Origin of the sequence: Streptomyces lasiicapitis (assembly GCF_014646335.1) — a bacterium.
Classification (GTDB): Bacteria; Actinomycetota; Actinomycetes; order Streptomycetales; family Streptomycetaceae; genus Streptomyces; species Streptomyces lasiicapitis.
On sequence record NZ_BMNG01000004.1, the window covers coordinates 525,861 to 551,132 of the forward strand.

Annotated in this window: 18 protein-coding genes and 1 pseudogene; 10 read left to right on the forward strand and 9 right to left on the reverse strand. The window is 70.6% G+C overall.

The window, feature by feature from the left end:
• Nucleotides 1-88 precede the first annotated feature (88 nt).
• Entirely contained in the window at nucleotides 89-2,350 is a 2,262-nt protein-coding gene (pflB, locus tag IEY91_RS11030; RefSeq protein WP_164326997.1) for a formate C-acetyltransferase, read from the forward strand.
• Nucleotides 2,347-3,093, forward strand: coding sequence for a pyruvate formate-lyase-activating protein (gene pflA, locus IEY91_RS11035; RefSeq protein WP_189173784.1), 747 nt, complete (start codon nucleotides 2,347-2,349; stop codon nucleotides 3,091-3,093). Before pflB ends, pflA begins: the two co-directional genes overlap by 4 nt.
• Nucleotides 3,094-3,215: 122 nt before the next feature.
• On the opposite strand, the gene adhE is transcribed toward pflA, so the two are convergent.
• The 4 genes and pseudogenes from adhE to IEY91_RS11055 form a co-directional block, all read right to left on the reverse strand.
• The gene (gene adhE, locus IEY91_RS11040) at nucleotides 3,216-5,876 is read right to left on the reverse strand and encodes a bifunctional acetaldehyde-CoA/alcohol dehydrogenase (RefSeq protein ID WP_164326998.1); all 2,661 of its coding nucleotides are present in this window, start codon (nucleotides 5,874-5,876) and stop codon (nucleotides 3,216-3,218) included.
• 229 nt (nucleotides 5,877-6,105) lie between these two features.
• On the reverse strand, nucleotides 6,106-8,793 hold the full coding sequence (ppdK, locus tag IEY91_RS11045; protein WP_164326999.1) for a pyruvate, phosphate dikinase: 2,688 nt from the start codon (nucleotides 8,791-8,793) through the stop codon (nucleotides 6,106-6,108).
• Nucleotides 8,794-9,110: 317 nt separating this feature from the next.
• Nucleotides 9,111-10,004: a universal stress protein gene (locus tag IEY91_RS11050; protein WP_164327000.1), complete on the reverse strand. Its 894-nt coding sequence runs from the start codon at nucleotides 10,002-10,004 to the stop codon at nucleotides 9,111-9,113.
• A 120-nt stretch (nucleotides 10,005-10,124) separates the two neighbouring features.
• Nucleotides 10,125-11,213, reverse strand: a pseudogene (locus tag IEY91_RS11055) (penicillin acylase family protein); the annotation flags it as partial.
• Nucleotides 11,214-11,357: 144 nt separating this feature from the next.
• On the opposite strand from IEY91_RS11055, the gene IEY91_RS11060 reads away from it, so the two are divergent.
• On the forward strand, nucleotides 11,358-12,953 hold the full coding sequence (locus IEY91_RS11060; RefSeq protein ID WP_229696860.1) for an acyl-CoA synthetase: 1,596 nt from the start codon (nucleotides 11,358-11,360) through the stop codon (nucleotides 12,951-12,953).
• A 9-nt stretch (nucleotides 12,954-12,962) separates the two neighbouring features.
• On the opposite strand, the gene IEY91_RS11065 is transcribed toward IEY91_RS11060, so the two are convergent.
• From IEY91_RS11065 to cynR, 4 genes are all read right to left on the reverse strand, one after another.
• Nucleotides 12,963-13,484: a nuclear transport factor 2 family protein gene (locus IEY91_RS11065; protein WP_164327002.1), complete on the reverse strand. Its 522-nt coding sequence runs from the start codon at nucleotides 13,482-13,484 to the stop codon at nucleotides 12,963-12,965.
• 20 nt (nucleotides 13,485-13,504) lie between these two features.
• Nucleotides 13,505-14,239 carry an SDR family oxidoreductase gene (locus tag IEY91_RS11070; RefSeq protein ID WP_189173786.1) on the reverse strand — a complete coding sequence of 245 codons (735 nt, stop codon included), beginning with the start codon at nucleotides 14,237-14,239 and terminating at the stop codon, nucleotides 13,505-13,507.
• Nucleotides 14,240-14,409: 170 nt separating this feature from the next.
• On the reverse strand, nucleotides 14,410-15,705 hold the full coding sequence (gene paaK / locus IEY91_RS11075) for a phenylacetate--CoA ligase PaaK (RefSeq protein ID WP_189173787.1): 1,296 nt from the start codon (nucleotides 15,703-15,705) through the stop codon (nucleotides 14,410-14,412).
• A gap of 128 nt (nucleotides 15,706-15,833) precedes the next feature.
• A complete protein-coding gene (gene cynR / locus IEY91_RS11080; protein WP_189173788.1) occupies nucleotides 15,834-16,715 on the reverse strand; it encodes a transcriptional regulator CynR in 882 nt (293 codons plus the stop codon).
• Between the two features lie 127 nt (nucleotides 16,716-16,842).
• Between cynR and IEY91_RS11085 the strand changes: the two genes are divergently transcribed.
• From IEY91_RS11085 to IEY91_RS11110, 6 genes are all read left to right on the forward strand, one after another.
• Nucleotides 16,843-17,463: a carbonic anhydrase gene (locus tag IEY91_RS11085; protein ID WP_189173789.1), complete on the forward strand. Its 621-nt coding sequence runs from the start codon at nucleotides 16,843-16,845 to the stop codon at nucleotides 17,461-17,463.
• A gap of 88 nt (nucleotides 17,464-17,551) precedes the next feature.
• On the forward strand, nucleotides 17,552-18,022 hold the full coding sequence (gene cynS, locus IEY91_RS11090) for a cyanase (RefSeq protein ID WP_164327007.1): 471 nt from the start codon (nucleotides 17,552-17,554) through the stop codon (nucleotides 18,020-18,022).
• Nucleotides 18,023-18,317: 295 nt separating this feature from the next.
• Entirely contained in the window at nucleotides 18,318-19,748 is a 1,431-nt protein-coding gene (locus IEY91_RS11095) for a family 2B encapsulin nanocompartment shell protein (protein WP_164327008.1), read from the forward strand.
• Between the two features lie 50 nt (nucleotides 19,749-19,798).
• A complete protein-coding gene (locus IEY91_RS11100) occupies nucleotides 19,799-21,022 on the forward strand; it encodes a family 2 encapsulin nanocompartment cargo protein terpene cyclase (protein WP_229696861.1) in 1,224 nt (407 codons plus the stop codon).
• A gap of 100 nt (nucleotides 21,023-21,122) precedes the next feature.
• Nucleotides 21,123-21,983 (forward strand): geranyl diphosphate 2-C-methyltransferase, encoded by an 861-nt coding sequence (locus IEY91_RS11105; RefSeq protein ID WP_189173790.1) that lies wholly within the window; start codon nucleotides 21,123-21,125, stop codon nucleotides 21,981-21,983.
• A gap of 50 nt (nucleotides 21,984-22,033) precedes the next feature.
• Complete coding sequence (locus IEY91_RS11110) at nucleotides 22,034-22,657, forward strand: chorismate mutase (protein WP_373287916.1); 624 nt, start codon at nucleotides 22,034-22,036, stop codon at nucleotides 22,655-22,657.
• 16 nt (nucleotides 22,658-22,673) lie between these two features.
• Here IEY91_RS11110 and IEY91_RS11115 read toward each other — a convergent pair whose 3' ends face one another.
• Nucleotides 22,674-24,287 (reverse strand): acyl-CoA synthetase, encoded by a 1,614-nt coding sequence (locus IEY91_RS11115; protein ID WP_189173791.1) that lies wholly within the window; start codon nucleotides 24,285-24,287, stop codon nucleotides 22,674-22,676.
• Between the two features lie 166 nt (nucleotides 24,288-24,453).
• Here IEY91_RS11115 and IEY91_RS11120 point away from each other — a divergent pair, with 166 nt between their 5' ends.
• Nucleotides 24,454-25,266: a crotonase/enoyl-CoA hydratase family protein gene (locus tag IEY91_RS11120; protein ID WP_189173792.1), complete on the forward strand. Its 813-nt coding sequence runs from the start codon at nucleotides 24,454-24,456 to the stop codon at nucleotides 25,264-25,266.
• Nucleotides 25,267-25,272: the final 6 nt, after the last annotated feature.

A 25,272-nucleotide genomic window follows, 5' to 3' on the forward strand; every position in this document is an offset into this window, starting at 1 on the left:
ACGAGCATGGAACCCGTAGGGGCCACGGCACTTCGAGAGAGCCGGTGGGCCCCGCGGACGGCAATGTGACCCGATGCGGAGGCGAGCGATGACGACGGTGGCTCCGACAGACGTGGCGGCGCCCGGGGATGAGTGGCGCGGTTTCACAGGCGAGCGGTGGCGAGCGCACGTCGACGTGCGTGACTTCATCCAGGCCAACTACGCCCCGTACGAAGGCGACGCGGCCTTCCTTGCGGGCCCGACAGACCGCACGCGCACCGTCTGGGAGAAGGTCAGCGCGCTGTTCCCCGAGGAACGGCGCAAAGGCATCCTGGACGTCGACACCGCCACACCCTCGACCATCACCGCGCACGTGCCCGGGTACATCGACCGGGACCGGGAGCTCATCGTCGGTCTGCAGACCGACGCCCCGCTGAAGCGCGCGATCATGCCGAACGGCGGCCTGCGCATGGTCGAATCCAGTCTGCGGGCCTACGGATACCGGCCCGACCCGTTGGTCACCAAGGTCTTCGGTACCTACCGCAAGACTCACAACGACGGTGTCTTCGACGCCTACACGCCCACCATGCGGGCCGCCCGCAAGGCAGGAATCATCACAGGCCTGCCGGACGCCTACGGCCGCGGCCGGATTATCGGCGACTACCGGCGCGTCGCGCTGTACGGCACGGACAGGCTGATCGCAGCGAAGCGTGCCGAGCACGCCCTGCTGGACGCCCGCCCGTCCACGGAACACGTGATCCGGGACCGGGAGGAACTCGCCGAACAGATCCGGGCGTTGCAGGAGCTGGCCCAGATGGCGGCCGCCTACGGCTGCGACGTCACAGGTCCCGCCGCCACCGCGCACGAGGCCGTGCAATGGCTGTACTTCGGCTACCTCGCCGCCGTGAAGGAGCAGAACGGCGCCGCGATGTCACTCGGCCGTACCTCGACCTTCCTGGACGTCTACCTCCAGCGGGACTTGGACGAGGGCACCATCGACGAGCGCCGCGCCCAGGAGCTCATCGACGACTTCGTGATCAAGCTTCGGATCGTACGGTTCCTGCGCACACCCGAGTACGATGCCCTGTTCTCCGGCGACCCGACCTGGGTGACGGAGTCCATCGGCGGCATCGGTGCGGACGGCCGTCCGCTGGTCACCCGCACCTCCTTCCGCTTCCTGCAGACCCTCTACAACCTCGGCCCCGCGCCCGAGCCCAACCTCACCGTGCTGTGGTCGCACCGACTGCCCTCCGGCTTCAAGGAGTTCTGCGCCTGCGTGTCCGTCGACACCAGCGCGGTCCAGTACGAGTCCGACGAGCTGACGCGGCCGCACACCGGCGACGACACCGCCATCGCGTGCTGCGTGTCGGCCATGGCGGTGGGCCGGCAGATGCAGTTCTTCGGAGCGCGCGTCAACCTCGCCAAGGCCCTGCTGTACGCGATCAACGGTGGCCGGGACGAACTGACCGGCGAGCAGATCGCGCCCGAGGCGCCCGCGCTGAGCGGCGCGCACCTGGAGTACGAAGAGCTGTCCGCGGCCTACGACCGGATGCTCGACTGGCTGGCACAGACCTACGTCGACGCGCTCAACGTCATCCACTACATGCACGACAAGTACGCCTACGAACGCATCGAGATGGCACTCCACGACCATCCGGTGCACCGCTTCATGGCCTGCGGGATCGCCGGGCTCTCGGTGGCCGTCGACAGCCTGTCCGCCGTGAAGTACGCCCGGGTGAAGGTGATCCGCGACGCGACCGGACTGGCCGTCGACTACGAGACCGACGGCGAGTACCCGGCCTACGGCAACAACGACGACCGTGCGGACGCCATCGCCGTCGACCTCGTTGAGTCGTTCATGGCGAAGGTGCGCAAGCACCCCACCTACCGCAACGCCGAACACACCCAGTCCGTACTGACCATCACCTCCAACGTCGTCTACGGCAAGCACACCGGCAACACCCCCGACGGACGCCGCACCGGGCAGCCCTTCGCCCCCGGCGCCAACCCGATGAACGGACGGGACCGGCACGGAGTGGTCGCCTCGGCCCTGTCCGTGGCGAAGATCCCCTACGAGCAGGCGCGCGACGGCATCTCACTCACCACCACGATTACCCCCGAGGGCCTCGGCCACCACCCGGACGACCGGCCCGGCAACCTCGTCGGCGTCCTCGACGCCTACATGGTCTCCGGCGGCTTCCACATGAACGTCAACGTCCTGGACCGGGCCATACTCGAAGACGCCATGAAGCACCCGGAGAACTACCCGGACCTGACCATCCGCGTCTCCGGATACGCCGTCAACTTCGTCCGCCTGACGCGCGAGCAGCAACTCGACGTGATCAGCCGCACCTTCCACGGAGCGCTGTGAACACCGCGACCGACCAGGTGACGGGGCGCATCCACTCCTGGGACGTGTCCACCGGTGTGGACGGCCCCGGCACCCGGTTCGTGCTGTTCGTCAGCGGCTGTCCGCTGCGCTGCCTGTACTGCGCCAACCCCGACACCTGGCGTCTGCGCGACGGGCGCCCGGTCACCGCCGACGAGGTGATGACGGAGATCGCCAAGTACGGCACGTTCGTCACCACCGCCGGGGGAGGGGTGACCCTCACGGGCGGTGAGCCGCTGCTCCAGCCCGCCTTCACCGCTGACGTGCTGCGCCAATGCAAGGCGGCAGGATTGCACACCGCCCTGGACACCTCCGGCTTCCTTGGAGCCCGCGCCGCCGACGCCCTGCTCGCCGACACCGACCTGATGCTCCTGGACATCAAGTCCTTCGACACCGCCGCCTACCGCAAACTGACCGGAGGCGAACTAGCCCCCACCCTCCGCTTCGCCACCCGCCTGGACCGGCTCGGTGTCCCTGTATGGATCCGCTACGTCCTGGTCCCGGGCTGGACCGACGACGCGTCCCACATCGACGGCCTCGGCGCCTTCCTGGCCGGCCTCGGCAACGTCGAACGCATCGACGTCCTGCCGTTCCACAAACTCGGCGCCCACAAGTATGAAGCGCTCGGCATCCCCTTTCCGCTGCGTGCCACGCCCGGCCCTGGGCCCGACCTCGTCGAGCGGGTGCGCCGGCAGTTCCGGGGGCATGGTTTGTGGGCGTACTGAGCCGGAGGCTTTCCGATCGGCCCGGGGCGCGACAACTTCACCTCGGCCCGGGGCGCGACAACTTCACCAGAGAGGTGGGAACGGATACGCGCACGAGGCCGTACGCGGGACCGGCCGTGATCTTACGGTCGCGGTCCGCCATCCGTTCCGTAGAAGGACGCACGCATCATTTCCTGCATGTCGTCGAGCATCGGCATGCGGGGGTTGGCGGGTGCGCACTGGTCCTCGTAGGCGTTGAGGGTCTGCTGGGGGAGGGCGTCCAGGAACGTGGGCTCGTCGATGCCGAGTGACTGGAACGACGGCTCGATGCCCACGGCGTCGCGCAGGCGTTCCACGGCGCGGGCCAGTGATTCCACACCGTCCCGCGGAGTGGCGGTGGGCAGGCCGAGCGTGCGGGCCACATCTTGGAAGCGTTCGGGCGCGCGGTAGTTCTCGTACTTCGGCCAGCCCGTGAGCTTCGAGGGAACAGTTCCGTTGTAGCGGATGACATGAGGCAGCAGTATCGCGTTGGTGCGGCCGTGCGCGACGTGGAAGGTGGCTCCCAGCGTGTGGGACATGGCGTGGACGATGCCGAGGAAGGCGTTGCCGAAGGCCATCCCCGCGATGGTGCCGGCGTTGTGCATCTTCTCCCGGGCCTCTGGCCGGTCCGCCCGATCGTTCACCGCGGCCTCGATGTTCTCGAAGACCATCCGGATCGCGTGCAGGGCCAGGCCGTCGGTGAAGTCGTTGGCGTACACCGACACATACGCCTCGATGGCGTGGGTCAGGGCGTCGAAGCCACTGTCCGCAGCCAGCGCCGGGGGCAGCTGGGTGGTCAGGAGAGGGTCGACGATGGCCACGCTGGGCGTCAGGGCGTAGTCGGCCAAGGGGTACTTCTTGCCGGTGGCCGGATCGGAGATCACCGCGAAGGGCGTGACTTCGGCACCGGTGCCGGAGGTGGTGGGTATGCACACCAGGCGGGCACACGCGCCGAGGACGGGGAAGCGGAAGGCACGTTTGCGGATGTCGGAGAACTTGTGCCGCATGTCGGCGAAGTCGACCTCCGGCTGTTCGTACAGCAGCCACATCACCTTGGCGGCGTCCATGGGTGAGCCGCCGCCCAGCGCGATGATGGTGTCGGGGCGGAAGTCCCGCATGAGGCCGGCACCGTGCTGGACCGAGTCGATGCTCGGCTCCGGTTGGACGGTGTCGATGACCTGTACGGTGACCGGCTCGCGGCGACGTTGCAGGACACGTGTGACGCGGTCGACGAAGCCGAGGCGGGTCATGGTCGAGTCGGTGACGACGGTGACGCGGTGGACGTCCGGCATGTCGGCGAGGTAGCGGATGGCCTGCGGCTCGAAGTAGATCTTCGGCGGGACCTTGAACCACTGCATGTTGTTGCGGCGCGTGGTGAGCCGCTTGACGTTCAGCAGTTGGACGGCGGAGACGTTGTTGGACACCGAGGTGCTGCCCCACGAGCCGCAGCCCAGCGTGAGTGAGGGAAGAAGGTTGTTGTAGATGCCGCCGATGGCGCCCTGCGACGAGGGGGCGTTCACGATGATCCGCACGGTCTTCAGGCGCCCGCCGTAGGCCTCCGCCAGTGCCGGGTCGCCGGTGTGGATGACGGCGCTGTGCCCCTGGCCGTGGAAGGCGACCATGTCCGAGGCCAAGGCGAAGCCCTGCTGCTCCGAGCCGGCGCGTAGCACGGTGAGTACCGGGCAGAGCTTTTCGCGCGTGAGCGGCTCCTCCTGTCCGACCCGGTCGGCCTCGACCAGGATGAGCGAGGTGTCGTCCGGCACGGAGAAGCCTGCCTGCTGGGCGATCCAGGCCGGGCTCCGGCCGACGGCCGCGGAGTTGACCTTGGATTCGCAGCCCGATCCCGAGGCGCCGACGGGGAAGAGGTACGCCTCGAGCTTCACCTTCTCCTCGGCAGTGGCCAGATGGGCGTGCAGGGTGCGGAACTCGGCCAGGGCCGCGTCGTAGATCTCCTCGTCCAGGATGACGGCCTGTTCGGAAGCGCAGATCATGCCGTTGTCGAACGCCTTCGACAACACGAGGTCGTTGACGGCCCGGGGCAGCTGCGCGCTCTTGTGCACGTACGCGGGAACGTTGCCCGCGCCCACGCCCAGGGCGGGCTTGCCCGCAGAATAGGCGGCCTTGACCATGGAGTTGCCGCCGGTAGCGAGGATCAGCGCAACGCCCGGGTGGTGCATGAGGGTGTCGGTCGCCTCGATGGACGGTGACTCGATCCACTGGACGCAGTGCTCCGGGGCGCCTGCGGCGACGGCCGCGTCGCGTACGATCCGGGCAGCCTCGGCGCTGCACCGCTGGGCGGCGGGGTGGAAGGCGAAGACGACCGGGTTGCGGGTCTTCAGAGCCAGGAGCGCCTTGAAGATGGTGGTGGACGTGGGATTGGTGACGGGGGTGATCGCACACACCACGCCGACCGGCTCCGCAATCTCGACAATGTCCTCGAGGTCGTCGCGGGCGATCTCCCCGACAGTCTTCATCGGGCCCATGCTGTGCGTGACGTGCTCGCAGGCGAACATGTTCTTGACGGCCTTGTCCTCGAAGACACCGCGCCCGGTTTCCTCGACCGCGAGGCGCGCCAGTGCGGTGTGCTGGTCCAGTGCGGCGACCGAGGCCTTGTTCACGATGTGGTCGACCTGCTCCTGGGTGAGGGACTCGTAGTCGGCGAGTGCCTTGAGCCCGGCCGTCACAAGCCGGTCCACCGCGACAGCAGTGTCCGTGGGCGTGTCGGCGGCCGGGGTGGCGCTGCGGCGCTCGCGGTTTGCGGTCATGAGGGGGCCTCCGTCGTCGAGAGCTGCATCCGGGGAGCATGGGGCTTGGGCATCTGGCATCTCGGGGCCGACGCCGTCACCATCACGAGCGTGGCGTGGAGCCGGTGATGGACCCAGGTGCCGTTGGGTACCGGGCAGAGGCCGAGAGGTACCGGTGTCCGGGGCCGGGCGGCCCTCTCGCGGTGCGGGACCGCGGCCCGTCGCGAGCACCGACGATGGTTGGGGTCTGTCACCTGCTGTCGGACGTCTCCGTGGCGGTGAGAGCGGCTCGTCCGGCTTCCAGGCGGGCCACCGGTACCCGGAACGGGGAGCAGGAGACGTAGTCGAGGCCCGCGGCGTGGAAGAAGTGGACCGACGCGGGGTCACCGCCGTGTTCACCGCAGACCCCGATCTTGAGATCGGGTCGCGCCGCACGGCCTTCGGCGACAGCGATCCGGACGAGTCGACCCACGCCCTCAGGATCGATCGTCTCGAACGGGGACACCTTGAAGATGCCCTTGTCCAGGTAGGCGGAGAAGAACGCCGCCTCGACGTCGTCGCGAGAGAAGCCCCAAGTGGTCTGGGTGAGGTCGTTCGTCCCGAAGGAGAAGAACTCCGCCTCCTGTGCGATCCGGCCCGCCGTGAGGGCGGCCCTGGGCAGCTCGATCATCGTGCCGACCGGGCAGTGGACAGCCATGCCCGAAGCCTCGGAGACAGCGGCGAGCGTCTCCTCCACTTCCTCGCGCACCAGGCGCAGTTCTTCGACCGTGTCGATCAGCGGCACCATGATTTCTGCCCGGGGGTCGCCGCCCGCCCGCTTGCGTTCCACCATCGCTTCCGCGAGGGCCCGGGCCTGCATCGCGGTCAGCCCCGGTGCCACCAGGCCGAGGCGCACGCCGCGCAGGCCGAGCATCGGGTTCTCCTCGTGCATCCGGTTCACGGCTTCCAGCAGTTCGGCGTCGTGGGCGCTGGGCGGGTTGCCGCGGGCCTCGGCAGCGGCGATGCGGACGGACAGGTCGGTGCGGTCGGGCAGGAACTCGTGCAGCGGCGGGTCGAGCAGGCGGATGGTGACCGGCAGGCCGTCCATCGCCTCCAGAATGCCGACGAAGTCTTTGCGCTGCAGAGGCAGGAGCGCGTCGAGCGCCCGTACACGGTCGGCGTCGGTGTGGGCGAGAATCATCGCCTCGACCAGCTTCCTCCGGTCGCCGAGGAACATGTGCTCGGTGCGGCAGAGCCCGATTCCCTCGGCGCCGAACCGGCGGGCGCGGGCGGCGTCCTCGGGGGTGTCGGCGTTCGCCCGGACCCCCAGGCGCCGTACGCCGTCGGCCCGGTCGAGGGCACGGGCAACGGCGTCGACCAGCCCGTCGGAGCGCTCGCCCGTCTCGAAGTACCGCATGACCACGGAGTCGACCAGCGGCGCCGCCCCGGCATACACGGTCCCGGTGGAGCCGTCGACGGAGATGACCATGCCCTCCTCGATGGTGATGCCGCCCACGGTGGTGCAGCGGCGCCCCGCCGGATCCATCACGAGGTCCTCGGCGCCGCACACACAGACCTTGCCCATGCCGCGGGCGACCACGGCCGCGTGGCTCGTCTTACCGCCCCGGCTGGTGAGCACCGCCTGGGCCGCCACCATTCCGGGCAGGTCGTCCGGGGTGGTCTCCTGCCGTACGAGGACGACCTTCTCCCCGGCAGCGGCGCGACGGACCGCCTCGGCGCAGTCGAACACCGCGGCGCCGACGGCAGCGCCCGGCGAGGCCGGAATGCCGTGAGCCAGCGGGTCTCCGACGGCAGCGGTGTCGAACCGCGGGAACATCAGCCGGGCCGCGTCGTCGCCGCTGACGCGCGCCAGTGCCTCGTCCTGGGTGATCAGACCTTCGTCGGCCAGCTCGGCGGCGATGGCGAACGCGGCCTCGGCGGTGCGTTTGCCCACCCGGGTCTGGAGCATCCACAGGGTGCCGCGCTCGATGGTGAACTCGATGTCGCACAGGTCCAGGTAATGGGTTTCCAAGGTCCTCAGGTGGTCGCTCAGTTGGGTGTACGAGGTGGGGTCGATGCGCTCCAGGTCGGCCAGTGGGACGGTGTTGCGGATGCCCGCGACGACGTCCTCGCCTTGCGCGTTCGGCAGGTAGTCGCCGTAGGGACACCGGCGCCCGGTCGCCGGATCGCGGGTGAAGGCAACGCCGCTGCCGGAGTCGCGGCCGAGGTTGCCGAAGACCATGCGTTGTACGTTGACCGCGGTGCCCAGCGTGTCGGGTATGTGCTCGCGCCGACGGTACAGGCGCGCCCGTTGGCCGTTCCAGGACTCGAAGACGGCCCGGATCGACCGGTGCAGTTGCTTGGTGGGATCCTGCGGGAAGTCCTCGCCGGTCTCCCCGGTGATCAGGTTCTTGTAGGTCTCGACGAGCCGGGCGAAGTCCGGCGCCTCCAGTTGCAGATCGTCTGTGCACTGCAGGGACTCCTTCAGGCGGGCGAGGGCCGCCTCGAACAGCGCGGGATCGACACCCATCACAGTGCTGCCGAACATCTGGACGAGGCGACGGTAGGAGTCCCAGGCGAAGCGCTCACTCCCCGATGCCTTGGCCAGCCCTCGCACGGAGTCGTCGGAGAGCCCGATGTCGAGGATCGTCTCCATCATGCCGGGCATGGAGAAGCGTGCTCCGGAGCGGACGGAGAGCAGCAGCGGATCATCCGGCTGCCCGAGTCGCCGGCCGGCCGACCGCTCCAGGGCGCTGAGCCGTGTGGCGATCTCGTCGGCCAGGCCGTCCGGCTCGGCTCCCGTGGAAAGGAAGGCGCGGCAGGCCTCAGTGCTGACGGTGAATCCCGGCGGTACGGGAAGGCCCATGCGGGTCATCTCTGCCAGGTTCGCACCCTTGCCGCCGAGCAGATCGGCCATGTCACGGCTGCCCTCGGCGAACTCGTACACGTACTGAGCCATGGCGGTGTGCACTTCCTTTCGGTGTCTGAGGGAACGGCCGGGCTGACGTCGCTCGCCGTCCGGTGCGCTCGGCCACCGGACTAGGAGTGCCGAACAGGCTGTTCGCGGCGTCGAGAAGGCGACGGCTGGCTCAGCCAAGCGCCGGTCGGTGCGCGTGCACGAGCCGCGGCTCGTGCATCGAGTGAGCTCACGCGCCGTGGGTCCATTGTCCGTCGTGCCCTCGCGGTGCGGCAGGTGCTGGACGGTCACCGGGCCGGGGCCGTCTGACCCCCTCGCGGACGGAATCCGGTCCCTCTGGCGTTGCGTACCGGAGGCCGTCAGTCGTGCGGGACGACGGCCACGGGGGCAGCGGCGTGGTGCAGCACGGCGTGTGTGACCGGTCCGATGCGCATCCCGAGGGTGCGGTGGTGGACCTTGCGGCCGACCACCACCAGAGCGGCCCGGGCGGCGGCTGAGACGACGACGCCAGAGGCGTGCGACAGTTCGACGGTGTGCGTCACAGGCACCTTCGGGTACGTCTCGCGCCACGGCTGCAAGATGTCCGCCAGCGCCTTCTCCGCCTGCCCGGTGATCCCGCCTTCCTGCCCGGCCAGCCGCCCGACGGCCGGCCCGTATCCGTACAGCGGCGGCAGGTCGGGCGCGTGGACCGCGTGCAGGCTGGCCCCGCGGGCGGCGGCCGCGCTGAAAGCGAATTCGAGGAGCGGTGCGGGAACCTCACCGAGTTCCTGCAGGCCGATGACTACGTTGCCGCTGCCATGTGCCGCTTCATCGCCCCCGTGCTCCTGGGGTGGGCGATGGCCGGTTCGCACCATGATCACTGGGCGCTTCGCCCGAGCCAGGACCTGCTGCCCGACGGAGCCCAACAGGAATCCCGCGACGGCTCCGTGGCCGCTCGAACCGAGCACGAGCATTTCGGCTGCCTCCGACTCGGCCAACAGCACGGCGGGGGCGGTGTCGGAGACGAGCTGTGTGTTGACGGCCAGGCCCGGATGCCGGTCGCACACCAGGTCCTTGGCCTCCTCCAGGACGCTCAGGGCCCAGCGCTTCTGGGTGTCCAGATCCTCCGCTACGGGCACGTCCTGCTGACGCCAGATCCAGGCCTGCACCAGCCGCAGGGGGAGGCCACGGCGCTGGGCCTCGCGAGCGGCCCACTCTGCGGCGGCCAGGCTTTCGGGGGAGCCGTCCAGACCGGCGGTGACGGGTCGCATCATGGAGACCTCCGTGGTCTTGGGGTACGCGGGCGTGCTCCGAGCCTCATCACCTTGAGCCTGCGGCTGAAGGGGCCGATGGTCCCGACCTCAGGCGTTCGGTCCTGGCACGAGGAGGCCCGCGGTCCGCTTCTTCATGCGCTCGCGCTTGCCGTCCACGAGGTAGGCCGTCGGGTCGGACGGGTCCAGGGTCAGCTCGTGCAGGTTGAGGGGGACGCCGGTCGCGACGGTGTGGCTCCACGCCACGTGCCCGTTGAAGCCGATGTTGACCATGGGGGTGCCGAGGAGCGAGCTGCCCGAGACGTTCAGCTCGCCCGGGACGGTCTGCTGCGACTGCCAGAAGCGGCGGCCGCCGTGCCAGGGGTAGTGCGGGTTGCCGAGCAGCAGACCGCGGCCGTTCGCCGTGGTCTTCCCGCTGAAGGCGACGGCGTTGGAGCCCATGTCGGCGCTCTCGTCAGCACCTTCATTGGCGCCGGCGGCGGAGCCGGTCGGTGAGAAGAGCTCGCGCGCCGCCTCCGCGGTCCTCCGCGGATCCGGCGCCCGGCGCTGCGCGTCCGGTCCCGGGCGCGACCCGAGCGCGCCCGGCGGCTGCGCCGCCGTGATGCCGTTGATGGCACGTCCCTCACCGCCGAGCACCGCGACGGCGTACCCGAGACGGGCCTGGTCCAGGAGGGACACCGGCCGCACCCAGTCGGCCTTCGCGCACGCCGGATCGGTGACGCGATTCTGCTTCAGCCACGCGTTGTACCCCGCGGCGAAGCCGCGCATCAGCTCCTTGACGTCGCGGCTCATGCCACGCGGGGCGGACAGCTTCAGCAGCTTCTCCACGGTTCCGGTGTCGCGTACGCCGCGAAAGTACTGGTCGCTCGCGAGATTCGTGGACGCGGACGACAGGTCGCCCCCGGGGTCACCCTGCGCCCCGAAGTGGCGCGACCGCTCGCCGCGTACGGTGACGAACCCCTCGGCGAGCGTGCACACCTGGTCGGCGGCCTGCGCCCAGCCGTTGCCGAAGCCGAGGTTCGCGTAGTCCTTGGCGCGTATGTGCGGCACGCCGTACTCGGTGTAGCGGATCGTGGCGGACAGGCCGCCGCCGGAGGGCCGTTCGCCCGTCGGCCGGGAGTCGTCCCGTGCCGTCGCCACGGGCGACAGCAGGGCCGAGGCCGTGAGGAGCGCGGCGCCGAACGCCACGACAGGTCTGGTGCGGATGCGCATGGAGTCTCCCAACTGGTGTGAGAGCAGTGGCTGTTGGAGCGTACCAAGCGGTATGTGATCTGTCCGGAGTGCTTCCGGAGGGCTGCGAGGTACGTCGCGCAGAGGCCTTGACCAGTACCCGGTGGCGCGCACAGGATCACGCCCATGACGGGTGAACGCGGCAGCACGGGTGAACGCGACAGTGCGAGTACGAACGCGACCCACGTACGCGACAGCGCGAGTACGAACGCGACCGGCGTACGCGGCAGCACGGTCGACGGCGTCCTGCGGCGCAGCGCGCGCCGGAATCCGGCCCGCACCGCCCTGCGCCACGGCGACCGCGCCTGGACGTACGCCGAACTGGACGACGCCGTCTCGCGCGCGGCCGCCGTCCTGCGCGAGACGGGCCTCGGCCGTGGCGACCGCGTCGGCGCCTACGCCCACAACTCCGACGCCTACCTCATCGGCTTCCTGGCCTGCGCCCGCGCGGGCCTCGTCCATGTGCCGGTGAACCAGAACCTCACCGGCGACGACCTCGCCTACATCGTCCAGCAGTCGGGCAGCGCCCTCGTCCTCGCGGACCCCGACATCGCGGGCCGGCTCCCCGAAGACGTGCCCGTCCTGCCCCTCAGGGACGCTGACGACTCACTGCTCGCGCGCCTCGCGGTCGCCGCCCCGTACGACGGCCCCGCGCCGGACGCCGAAGACCTCGCCCAACTCCTCTACACCTCCGGCACGACCGCCCTCCCCAAGGGCGCCATGATGACCCACCGGGCCCTGGTCCACGAGTACATGAGCGCCGTGCACGCCCTGGACCTGCGGGAGTCCGACCGCCCGCTGCACTCCCTGCCGCTCTACCACTCGGCCCAGATGCATGTGTTCCTGCTGCCGTATCTGGCGGTGGGCGCCGAGAACACGATCCTCGACGCCCCGGACGCCGTACGGATCTTCGACCTGGTGGAAGCCGGCCGCGCGGACAGCCTGTTCGCGCCGCCGACGGTGTGGATCGGCCTGTCGCACCACGCCGAATTCGCGACCCGCGACCTGAGCGCCCTGCGCAAGGCGTACTACGGTGCGTCGATCATGCCGGTGCCGGTCCTGGAGCGGCTGCGCTCCCGCCTTCCCGGCCTCGCCTTCTACAACTGCTTCGGCCAGAGCGAGATCGGCCCGCTCGCCACCGTCCTCGGCCCCGACGAGCACGAGGGCCGCATGGACTCCTGCGGGCGGCCCGTCCTGTTCGTCGAGGCGAAGGTCGTGGACGAGGCCGGGAAGGAGGTGCCGGACGGCACACAGGGTGAAGTGGTGTACCGCTCACCGCAGTTGTGCGAGGGGTACTGGGACAAGCCGGAGGAGACCGCGGAGGCCTTCCGTGACGGCTGGTTCCGCTCCGGCGACCTCGCCGTGCGCGACACCGAGGGCTACTTCACCGTCGTCGACCGGGTCAAGGACGTCATCAACTCCGGTGGAGTGCTTGTCGCTTCACGCCAGGTCGAGGACGCGCTCTACACCCACCCGGGCGTCGCCGAGGTCGCGGTGATCGGCCTGCCCGACGCGCGCTGGATCGAGGCCGTCACCGCCGTCGTCGTCCGCGACGGAGACGCCGACGAAGAGGTCACCGAACCCCAACTCATCGCCCACGCACGGGAGGAACTCGCCCACTTCAAGGCACCCAAGCGCGTCGTGTTCGTGGACGCGCTGCCGCGCAACGCCAGCGGAAAGATCCTCAAGAGGGAGCTGCGGGACCGGTTCAGCGACGGCTGACGCCCGGGGCTACGCGCCCTCCGGAGTGAACGCTCCCGCCGTGTCCTGCCCGCCCGTCCAGGCGACCCCGAGGCGCTGCCCGGTCAGCCGCCAGCCCTCGGCGCCCCGCGCGTACGTCCATGCGTACGGACCGCCCATGGCGTAGTGATCGTCCGGCCGCTCCGCGTGCGGCACGGCCACGAACCACATGTAGCCGATGCCGCGCGCGTGGTCACCCTCGACGTCGAAGTGCATGTTGAGGATGTGGTGCTGCATCGCGGCGTACCCGGACTCGGCCTCCGTCACCCGCGCGCGGATGAGGTCCCGCCCGCGCAGCGTGCCCCACGGCGCGAATTCGAGCACCGCGTCCTCGGCCCAGCAGTCGATCCACGTCTGCCAGTCCTTGCGGTCGAGGGCGTGCCAGCCACGGATCATCAGGGCGCGCAGGGCTTGCTGATCCTCCAACTCGCGTAGCCGGGTGAGGAGTTGGTCGTACGGGATGGGGCTGCCGGTCGCCGCGGAACTGGCCGACGCCTCGGATACCTCGGGCATGTCGGGTCCTCCGTGGGTGGTCAGCGGGTGGCGGCGGGGCGTACGACGATCTCGTTGACGTCCACCTCCGGCGGCTGGGCGACGGCGAAGGCGATCGCGTCGGCGATCGCGCCCGCCGGGATCGAGATGGCGCGGTACGTACGCATCGCCTCGCGGGCCTCGGGGTCCGTGATGGTGTCGGCCAGTTCGGACTCGGTGACGCCGGGGGAGACGAGGCTGACCCGGATGTCGCCGCCGGACTCCTGGCGCAGGCCCTCGGAGATCGCCCGGACGGCGTACTTGGTCGCGCAGTACACGGCGGCCGTGGGCGACACCGCGTACGCGCCGATCGAGGCGATGTTCACGAACTGCCCGCCGCCCTGGGCCCGCATGACGGGCAGCGCGGCGGCGATGCCGTGCAGCACACCGCGTACGTTGACGTCGATCATCCGGTCCCACTCGTCGACGCGCAGCGACTCCAGGGGCGACAGCGGCATCACCCCGGCGTTGTTCACGAGGACGTCGACGCGGCCGTGCTCGGTACGCGCCGCCTCGACGAACGCGCGCATGTCCGCGGGGTCGGTGACGTCGAGTCGCTGGTACGTGGCCACGGCGCCGTCGGCGGCCAGTTCGGCGGCGAGGGCCTTGAGGCGGTCGGTGCGGCGGGCGCCGAGGTGGACGCGGTGTCCGTCGGCGGCGAGACGGCGGGCGGCCGCCTCGCCGATGCCGCTGCTGGCGCCGGTGACGAGGACGACCTTGGTGGCGGGGTGGGGCATGGGAATCCTTGGGGGTGAAGGGGCCCGTGTCCCGGGGCCCTGTGCGGTGTCTCCGGCGCAAGACTGTCCCGCCGCCACCCGCCCCACCAGGGCGGTTCCTTCCTGGGTGCCGCACACCCAGCCTCGGCCCGCGCCTCCCCGCCGACGCTCGCCCGCGCCGCCGCGAGGCCCTACTCGCCCCGCAGATCCACGATCCGCTTGAACTTCCCCACCGACCGCTCGATGGTCTCCGGGTCCACGACCTCCACGGCGACCGAGACGCCGATGCCGTCCTTCACCGCCGACTCGATCTCCCGCGCGGCCGTGTCGCGCCGTCCGGGCGGCGTGTCCGAGCGGGCCTCCACGCGCACGGTGAGCGTGTCCAGGCGGCCCTGCTTGGTGAGGCGCAACTGGAAGTGCGGGGCGAGCCCCGGGGTGCGCAGGACGATCTCCTCGATCTGGGTGGGGAAGAGGTTCACGCCGCGCAGGATGACCATGTCGTCGCTGCGCCCGGTGACCTTCTCCATCCGCCGGAACACCCGTGCCGTACCGGGAAGGAGCCGCGTCAGGTCCCGGGTGCGGTAGCGGATGACGGGCAGCGCCTCCTTGGTGAGCGAGGTGAAGACCAGCTCGCCGTGCTCGCCGTCGGGCAGCGCCTCGCCCGTGATCGGGTCGACGACCTCGGGGTAGAAGTGGTCCTCCCAGATGTGCAGGCCGTCCTTGGTCTCCACGCACTCCTGGGCGACTCCGGGGCCGATCACCTCCGAGAGCCCGTATATGTCGACGGCGTCGATGGCGAAGCGCTCCTCGATCTCGCGCCGCATCTCCTCCGTCCACGGCTCCGCGCCGAAGATGCCGACCTGCAGCGAAGTCGACCGCGGATCGATGCCCTGCCGCTCGAACTCCTCCAGGAGGGTCAGCATGTACGAGGGCGTGATCATGATGATTTCCGGGCGGAAGTCCATGATGAGCTGGACCTGGCGCGCGGTCATGCCGCCGGAGGCGGGGATCACGGTGCAGCCGAGCCGCTCGGCGCCGTAGTGCGCGCCGAGACCACCGGTGAACAGGCCGTATCCGTACGCCACATGGACCTTGTGACCCGGCCGTCCGCCCGCCGCGCGGATGGACCGCGCCACGACGTCCGACCACATGTTGAGGTCCTGTTCGGTGTAGCCGACGACGGTGGGGCGTCCGGTGGTGCCGCTGGAGGCGTGCAGCCGCCGCAGCTCCGACTGCTCCACGGCGAACATCCCGAACGGGTAGTTCGCCCGCAGGTCCGCCTTCGTCGTGAACGGGAACCGGGCGAGGTCGCCGAGCGAGTGGCAGTCGTCGGGTCCGAGCCCCGCCGCGTCGAACGCCGCCCGGTAGAAGGGCACGTTCTCGTAGGCGTGCAGCAAGGTGTCCTGGAGCCGTTCCAGCTGCAGCTCCGCCAGCTCCGCGCGGCCGAGCCGCTCCGCCGCGTCCAGCAGTGCCGGTGTGCGCGCCATCTGGAGTACCCCCGTCCGTGCCGGGCGACCGATCATTCGGCCGATCTTGTGTCGGGGTCAGTAATTCAAGGTTTCATGGCCGCTGGCAAGGGTCTCGTACGAGGTGTCATCGGCGGGTGGCCGAGCCGTCACTCCCACTGTGCTGCCTGGTCGGCGAATGCGTGGGCCGCCGCGCTCCGATAGGTGCTCGCGCGGCGCAGCAGGGTGACGGTGCGCGCGGGGAGTGCGGGGTCGAGGGGGACGGGGCGGAGGTGGGGGTGGTCGCGGGTGAGGGCGTCGGGCAGGACCGTGGCCAGGGGGGTGCGCCGGACGATCTCGGTGAGCGCGTTGATGGAGTTGGCCTCGACCACGATCCGGGGTTGTACGTCGTGTGCGGCGAAGTACGCGTCCACGTGCCGTCGGGTGGCGAAGTCGCCGGAGAGCAGGGCGAGTCGGTGCTCGTGGAGGTCGGCGACGGGCAGGGGCCCGGAGGCGCCGGTGGCGGGGTGGTGCGGGCCGGTGACGAGGCCGAGGGTCTCGGTGAAGAGGTCCGTGGCCTCGATGCCCGGCAGGTGCGTGCCCGCGAAGGCGATGCCGAGGTCGAGCCTGTCGGCCAGGAGGTCGGCCTCGATGCGGTCCTGCGTCGTCTCCCGTACGTCGAGGGTGATGCCGGGGTGCCGGGTGTGGAACGCGGCCACGAGGGGGCCGGTGAGGTAGGCGGTGAACGTGGGGGTGACGGCGAGCCGGAGGTGGCCGCGGGACAGGTCGTGCACGTCGAGCACCGCCCGCTCGCCCGCCGCCAGGTCGGCAAGCGCGCGCCGGGCGAAGGGGACGTAGGCGGCTCCGGCGTCGGTCAGGCGCACGGTGCGGCCGGTGCGGTCGAGGAGCTGGACTCCCAGGGCCTTCTCCAGCTGCCTGATCTGCTGCGACAGGGTGGGCTGTGAGATCCGCAGCTCCTCGGCGGCGCGGGTGAAGTTCGCGTGCTCGGCGACGGCGAGCAGATAGCGCAGATGACGCAGTTCCGGCTTCATGACCACAACTATAGATGTCATCGATGACTGCCAGTCCTAGTACGTCTTGGACGCTATAGGTGCTGGTCATGCACAGTAAATGGCGTCGGCCCCGACCGACGGAACCGAGCGAAGGGAGTTCAGGGGCATGCGTCATCTCGCCCACGGAATCGACCGCTTTCAGCGGGAGATCTTCCCCGACCGGGCCGGGCTCTTCGCCCGCCTGGCCACCAGCCACCGGCCCGGCACGCTGTTCATCGGCTGCTCCGACGCCCGCGTCGTGCCCGAGCTGATCACCCAGACCGAGCCCGGCGAGCTGTTCGTCGTCCGCACCGCCGGCAACCTCGTCCCCGCGTACGCCCCCGGCGACGACGACGGGGTGGCGGCCGGCATCGAGTACGCCGTCGCCGTCCTCGGGGTGCGGGACATCGTCGTCTGCGGGCACTCGGCCTGCGGCGCCATGACCGCTCTCGCCGAGGGCCACGACCTGAGCGGTGCGCCGGCCGTCGCCCGCTGGCTCCGGTACGCGGACGCCTCCCGGGCCCGCGCGGCCGCCGCCGAGGCCGGAGGGGACGTCGACGTGCTGGTGCGGGAGAACGTGTCCGCGCAGCTCGCGAATCTGGCCACCCACCCCTCGGTGGCGCGCGCCCTGGCCCAGGGGAGCGTGCGGCTGCACGGCTGGGTCTTCGACATCCGTACCGGCACCGTCGCTGACGTCGCAGATGTCGCAGACGTAGCGGACGGTCCGGCCCCGGCCCTCGCGGCCTGACACCACCCCCACTGACCTGCCGTCCCCTACTTCCTGTTGTTCCTGTTGTTCCCGTGGACGGCACCCACCCGAAAGGAAACCGTTTCTCATGCAGCACGCCCAGTTCGACCCCACCGCCCGTCAGCAGTTGGCCGTCGCCGCGGTCGAGGCCAAGACCGTCAGGGATCTGACCTGGCAGCAGATAGCCGACGCCGCGGGCCTGTCCGTCGCCTTCGTCACCGCGGCCGTCCTCGGCCAGCACGCCCTGCCCGAGGCCTCCGCGAAGGCCGTCGCCGAGCTCCTCGACCTGGACGAGGGCGCGGTGCGGCTGCTGCAGACCATCCCCACCCGCGGCTCGCTCCCCGGCGGCGTACCTACCGACCCGACGATCTACCGCTTCCACGAGATGCTCCAGGTCTACGGCACCACCCTCAAGGCGCTGGTCCACGAGCAGTTCGGCGACGGGATCATCTCGGCGATCAACTTCAAGCTCGACGTGCGGAAGGTCGCCGACCCCGAGGGCGGCGAGCGCGCCGTCATCACCCTCGACGGCAAGTACCTGCCGACCAAGCCGTTCTGACGTACCTGGCCGTTCTGACGTCCGGGGTGTACGAACCCTGTTCGAAGAAATCCCGCCGTCCTCGGCGTCGGTGGGTCGCGGCCACGCGGCGCGCCCTCCGCGGTGACCCACGGCGCGGGAAGCGCATACCGAGGCCCCGGCGCCGGTGACGTAAACGCGCCGTGTCGGCCTGATCACTCTCGACCCCCTCCAGCGCCCGTTGCTTCACTTGCGGCGCGCAGCTCCCCTGGCGGCCCGTCCGAAACAGGGGCTTCACGCGCCGCATGCGTCTCAACGCCGTTGGAGGGGACCCGGGATGACCACCGAACCGATGCCGGACCAGCAGAACGCGCCGGAGCCGAGCGCGGGCCAGGCGCAGTTGAGCCTCGGCATCGCGGCCGCGCGGAATCTGGCGACCACCACCAAGACCGTCCCGCAGATGCAGGGCGTCAGCTCACGCTGGCTGCTGCGGACACTGCCGTGGGTGGAGGTGCGCGGCGGCACGTACCGGGTCAACCGGCGCCTGGTGTGCGCGGTCGGCGACGGCCGGGTGACGTTCGTCCAGGAGGGCGCCGACGTCCGCGTCGTCCCCGCGGAGCTCGGCGAGCTGCCGCTGCTGCGCGGCTTCGACGAGGCCGAGGCGCTGCGGGCGCTCGCCGAGCGGTTCCAGCAGCGCGAGTTCCAGCCCGGCGAGGTGATAGCTCAGGCGGGGCAGCCCGCCGACCACGTCTTTCTGATCGCGCACGGCAAGGTGCAGAAGGTGGGCACCGGCAAGTACGGCGAGGAGACCCGGCTCGGCATGGTCGCCGACGGCGGGTACCTCGGCGGCGAGGCGGTCGGGTCCGAGACCGGAGAGTGGGCGTTCACGGCCCGCGCGGTCACCGCCTGCACCGTGCTCGCCCTGCCGAGGCCCGCGTACGAGGAGGTTGCCGCCCGGCACGAGCGGCTGCGCGCACACGTACGCCGCCGCGAGGACGAGGCGGGCCGCCCGCACAACAAGCGCGGCGAGGCCGATGTCGCCCTCGCGGCCGGGCACGCGGGCGAACCGACGCTGCCCGGCACCTTCGTGGACTACGAACTCCAGCCGCGCGAATACGAGTTGAGCGTGGCCCAGACGGTCCTGAAGGTGCACACCCGGGTCGCCGACCTCTACAACGACCCGATGAACCAGGTCGAGCAGCAACTGCGCCTGACCATCGAGGCACTGCGCGAGCGCCAGGAGTGGGAGCTGGTCAACAACCGCGAGTTCGGCCTGCTGCACAACGCCGATCACAGCCAGCGCGTCTCCACCCACTCCGGGCCGCCCACCCCCGACGACTTCGACGAACTCCTGAGCATGCGCCGCCAGACCAAGGCGTTCTTCGCGCACCCGCGCGCGATCGCCGCCTTCGGCCGTGAGTGCACCAAGCGGGGCATCTACTTCGGCGACGCCGAGGTCGAAGGACACCGGCTGCCCGCCTGGCGGGGCGTGCCGATCTACCCGCTGGGCAAGCTCGGGGTCTCCGACGACGGCACCACGTCGATCCTGGCGATGCGCACCGGCGAGGCCGCGGAGGGCGTGGTCGGGCTGCGCCAGACCGGCATCCCCGACGAGTACGAGCCGGGCCTCAACGTGCGGTTCATGGGCATCAACGACCAGGCCGTCATCTCCTACCTGGTCAGCACCTACTACTCGGCGGCCGTCCTGGTCCCGGACGCGCTCGGGGTCCTGGAGAACGTCGAGGTGTCGCGGACGCCCGACGCCTGACGCCGGCCCGTGTCTCCCGCCGCGAAGGCACCTGAGAACGGAGAGAACTGGTGTCCCTGCTATCCCGTATGACGGCGCCCGCCGCCGGGCACGACGTGGCACGGCTGGTGGCCGCGCTGCTGTCCGAGGGGGCGCGCGAGGCGCGCGCGGCGCTGCCTGGCCGTGCTGCCTCCCGTCCGTCCCGCGTGCCCACCGGCCCCACCGGTCTCGGCACCTCCGCCGCCCGCGTCACGGCGGCCCCCGATCCGGCGGCGTCCGGCACGGCAGCCCCCGATTCCGCGGCGTCCGGCACAGCGGCCTCCGACGCCGCCGTCCCCGAGCTGTACTGTCCCCCGCCGCTGCGCGACGACCCGGCCCTCGCCGCCGAGGTCAACGAGCGCCTGCTCGACTGGGCCGCGGAGACGGGCATCTACGTCGGCCGCCTCGAACGGGTCCGCGCCACCGACTTCGGGCGCCTGATGATGCTCGCCCACCCCGGCACCGACGACCCGCGGCGTCTCCTCGCGGCCGCCAGGTGCGCGCTCGCGGAGTGGGCCACCGACGACTACTACTGCGACGACGAGACCATGGGCTCCAGGCCCGAGGTCCTCGGCTCGCACCTCGGCCTCGCCTACACGGCCATGGACCCGACACATCCACCGCTCCGCTACGCGCAGCAGACCGACCAGGGCCTGCGCGCCGACCCGGTGCGCGTCGCCCTGCGCGACAGCTTCGCCCGGCTCGCCCCGTACGCGGACCGGACCCAGGTGACCCGGCTGCGCCAGGAGGTAGCCGCGCTGTTCGTGGCGTACGGACAGGAGGGTGCCTGGCGGGCCGAGGAGCGAATGCCCGCCGTGTGGGAGTACCTCGCCCACCGGCAGGTGAACAGCTTCGTGCCCTGTCTGGCCCTCATCGACGTCGTCGACGGCTACGCGCTCACCGCCGCCGAGTACGACGACCCGCGGGTGCGCCGCGCCGTCAGCATGGCCGGCACCGCGTCCACCCTGGTCAACGACCTGTACTCGATGGCCAAGGAACAGCACTCCGCTGGCCTGGACTTCAACCTGCCCACGGTCGTCGCCGCGGAGGAGCGGTGCTCGCCGCGGGAGGCCGTCGAGCGCAGCGTCGAGATCCACGACGAGCTCGTGCGCACCTTCGAGGTGGAGGCGGCGGCCCTGACCCTGACCGGGTCCCCGGCGCTGGGCCGCTTCCTCGCCGGGGTGTGGTCCTGGCTCGGCGGCAACCGCGAGTGGCACGGGGGCAGCGCCCGGTACAACGACGCGAGCCGCGCCTGACGTTCCCGCGTCGGAGGCACGCAACGTACACATCACACGCAACGTACGCATCACACATATCGCACGCACCGCACGTCCGCACGCCGTAAGGAGCTCTGCCATGACGACCACCCCGGAAGCCCCGGCCCAAGTGCTGCGCACCGCCTACCAGAAGGCCGTCGCGGACTACTGGAACAAGGAGAAGGACCCGGTCAACCTCCGCCTCGGTGACGTCGACGGCCTCTATCACCACCACTACGGCCTCGGTGACTACGACCCCTCCGTCCTCGCGGGCCCCGAGGAGACCCGCGACGCGCGCATCATCGAGGAACTGCACCGCCTGGAGTCCGCCCAGGCCGACGTCCTCCTCGACCACCTCGGCGCCCGCACCCCCGCCGACCGGCTCCTTGACGCCGGCTGCGGGCGCGGCGGCACCAGCGTCATGGCCCATGCCCGCTTCGGCAGCCGGGTCGACGGCATCACCATCTCGCAGTCCCAGGCCGAGTTCGCCAACGAGCAGGCCAAGCGGCGGGGCATGGACGACAGGGTGAGCTTCCACTTCCGCAACATGCTCGACACCGGTCTGCCCGGCGGCGCGTTCCAGGGGATCTGGAACAACGAGTCGACCATGTACGTGGACCTCTTCGAGCTCTTCGGCGAGCACGCCCGCCAGTTGGCCCGCGGCGGCCGCTATGTGTGCGTCACCGGCTGCTCCAACGACGTGACGGGCCTGCGTTCCAAGGCCGTCAGCCGGATAGACGAGCACTACACCTGCAACATCCATCCCCGCAGTCACTACTTCAAGGCTCTCGCGGCCAACAACCTCGTCCCCATCGACGTCGTCGACCTCACCGCTGCGACCATCCCCTACTGGGAGCTGCGCGCCCGCTCCTCCCTGGCCACCGGCATCGAGGAGCCCTTCCTGACGGCGTACAAGGAGGGCAGTTTCCACTACCTGCTCATCGCCGCCGACCGCATCTGACACCGTATGTGACACTGCGTCCGACATCGTTGCTGAAAAGGGGAATCCTCGTGCGCCTCGTCCCACCCGCAGTACGCGTGCTCGCCGCCGGAGGTGTCGCCGCGGCACTGCTGGTGGGCGGGGGCACGGCGATCGCCGCGCCCGCCGCGTCCGCCACTTCCACTGCGTACGTCGCATCCGCCCCGCGGGGCTCCTACGCCCAGCTGCACCCCCTCTCCGCCCTCTCCGCCCAGCGCCTCGCCACCGCCGACCTCGTCGCCGCAGCCAAGTACGGCACGGGCAGTCCCATCGACGATCCCGCGCGCGAGCAGCAGGTGCTTGACGCAGTGGCGCGGCAGGCGGCGGAGGTCGGGGCGGACCCGGCCGCCACCGTGCGGATCTTCCGGGACCAGATCGAGGCCAACAAGGTCGTGCAGCGGGCGCTGCACCGCAAGTGGGACGCCGACCCGGCGTCGGCCCCGACGGAGCGGCCGGACCTGACGAAGGTGCGTGCGGAGATCAACCGCATCAACGGCGAGCTGGTCCGGGCCATCGCCGCGGCGACGCCCGCGCGCACCTCGCCGTACTGCTCCGCTGTCCTCACCGCGACGACCGCCCACGTGCGGCACGAGCAGCGGCTCGACGCGCTGCACACGGTGGCGTTGCTGCGGGCTTCGCGTTCTCTGTGCGGGTGAGGAGCTGGGGACAGGGCTAGCCGCCCGCCGCCACCGCCCGAGCCCAGCGATAGTCCGCCTTCCCGCTCGGCGACCGCTGGATGTGGTCCGTGAACACGACCGCGCGCGGGATCTTGTAGCCCGCTAGGTGGGTGCGGCAGTGCGTCTGGAGCGCGGGCAGGTCCAAGGCGTCGGCGCCGTCGCGGAGTTGGACGACGGCCGCGACCCGGTTGCCCCAGCGTTCGTCCGGGACGCCCGCGACCAGCGCGTCGTAGACGTCGGGGTGGGACTTGAGGGCCTGCTCGACCTCCTCGGGGTACACCTTCTCGCCGCCCGTGTTGATGCACTGCGAGCCCCGGCCGAGCACGGTCACGATGCCGTCGGCGTCGACCGTCGCCATGTCGCCGAGCAGGACCCAGCGTTCGTCGCCGCGCTGGAAGAACGTCTCGGCCGTCTTCTTGGCGTCGTTGTAGTAGCCGAGCGGAACGTGCCCGCGCTGGGCGATGCGGCCCGGTTCACCGGGGGAGACGGGTTCGTACGTCGCCGGATCCACCACCTGTGTACGGGAGTTGACGTGCAGTCTGAAGCCCTTCTCGGGGCCCGAGTCGTCCGTCGCGGTGCCGTTGAAGCCGGACTCCGACGAGCCGAAGTTGTTGAGCAGCATCACGTTCGGGGCGAGCGCGGCGAACTGCGCGCGGACCGTCTCCGACATGATCGCGCCGGATGAGGAGACGCTGAAGAGCGAGGACAGGTCGGTGCCGCGCAGCGGGCCGTTCAGGGCGTCGATGAGGGGGCGCAGCATCGCGTCGCCCACCAGGGACACGCTGGTGACCTTCTCCTTCTCGATGGTGCGCAGCACCTCTTCGGGCTCGAACTTGCGGTGGATGACGAGGCGTTGGCCGAAGTGGAAGCAGATGAAGGCGGTGAGCGTGGACGTGCCGTGCATCAGGGGCGGGGTGGGGAAGAAGGTGATTCCTTCGCCCCCGACCGCCACCCGCTCGGCGACCTCCTGCGGGCTCGTCACCGGCTCGCCGGTGGGCGCGCCCCCGCCGAGCCCCGAGAAGAACAGGTCCTCCTGGCGCCACATCACGCCCTTGGGCATGCCGGTCGTGCCGCCGGTGTAGATGATGAACAGGTCGTCCGCCGAACGCTCGGGGAACCCGCGCTCGGGCGACCCGGACGCCTCGGCGTCCGCGAACGCCACCGCGTCCGGACCCGGCGCGCCGGGCGGCGCCTCGCCGACCCGGATCAGATGCCGCAGCTTGTCCGCGCGCGGCCGCGCGGTGGCCACCCGCTCGCCGAGCTCCGCGTCGAAGACCAGCGCGGCCAGATCCGCGTCCTGGTACAGATACGCCAACTCCTCTTCCACGTACCGGTAGTTGACGTTGACCGGTACGATCCGGGCCTTCAGGCAGGCCAGGACCGTCTGGAGGTACTCGACGCCGTTGTAGAGATGCAGCCCCAGATGCTCGCCCGGCTTGACGCCGTGGTCGATCAGGTGGTGCGCGAGACGGTTGGCGGCCGCGTCCAGCTCCGCGTACGTGAGGCTCCGCTCCGCGCCGGTACCGGGGTGGTCGACGTACAGCAGCGCCGCACGGTCGGGCACCACGTCGACGACCGACTCGAACAGGTCGGCAAGGTTGTACTCCACCGCTCCTCCTGACCCCGACGCCATCCCGTGTGGCGGTCATCAGAGCAGAGCCGCTCACAAGTGGGAAGGGGCCCCGCAGAAGAAAACTGACTACCTGTCAGAAAACTATTGAACTGGAACGTCGCCTCCTGCAACCTGTTCCAGGTCTGACGACGGGAGGACGGCTATGGGTGGCACGGAACATCTCTCCGTACAGCGCGAAGGCGCCACGCTGATACTCACGCTCAACCGGCCGGAGGCGAAGAACGCGCTCTCGCTGCCGATGCTCGTGGGTCTCTACGACGGGTGGGTGGCCGCCGACGAGGACGACGCCGTGCGCTCCGTCGTGCTCACCGGCGCGGGCGGCGCCTTCTGCGCGGGAATGGACCTCAAGGCGCTCGCGGGCGCGTCGACCGGCAACAGCATGGGCGGTGAGGAGTACCGCGACCGGCTCAAGGCCGACCCCGACCTGCACTGGAAGGCGATGCTGCGCCACCACCGCCCCCGCAAACCCGTGCTCGCCGCCGTCGAGGGCCCCTGCGTGGCCGGCGGCACCGAGATCCTTCAGGGCACCGACATCCGCGTCGCGGGGGAGTCCGCGACCTTCGGGCTCTTCGAGGTCAGGCGCGGCCTGTTCCCCATCGGCGGCTCGACGGTGCGCCTCCAGCGGCAGATCCCGCGCACCCACGCCCTGGAGATGCTGCTCACCGGCCGCCCCTACTCGGCCAAGGAGGCCGCCGACGTGGGCCTGATCGGCCATGTCGTGCCCGACGGCACCGCCCTGGAGCGGGCTCTCGCCATCGCCGAGCGGATCAACGCCTGCGGCCCCCTCGCCGTCGAGGCCGTGAAGGCGTCCGTGTACGAGACCGCCGACATGACGGAGAGCGACGGGCTCGCGGCCGAACTCAAGCGCGGCTGGCCCGTGTTCGACACCGCCGACGCCAAGGAAGGCGCCCGCGCCTTCGCCGAGAAGCGCCCGCCCGTCTACCGCCGCGCCTGACCCCGA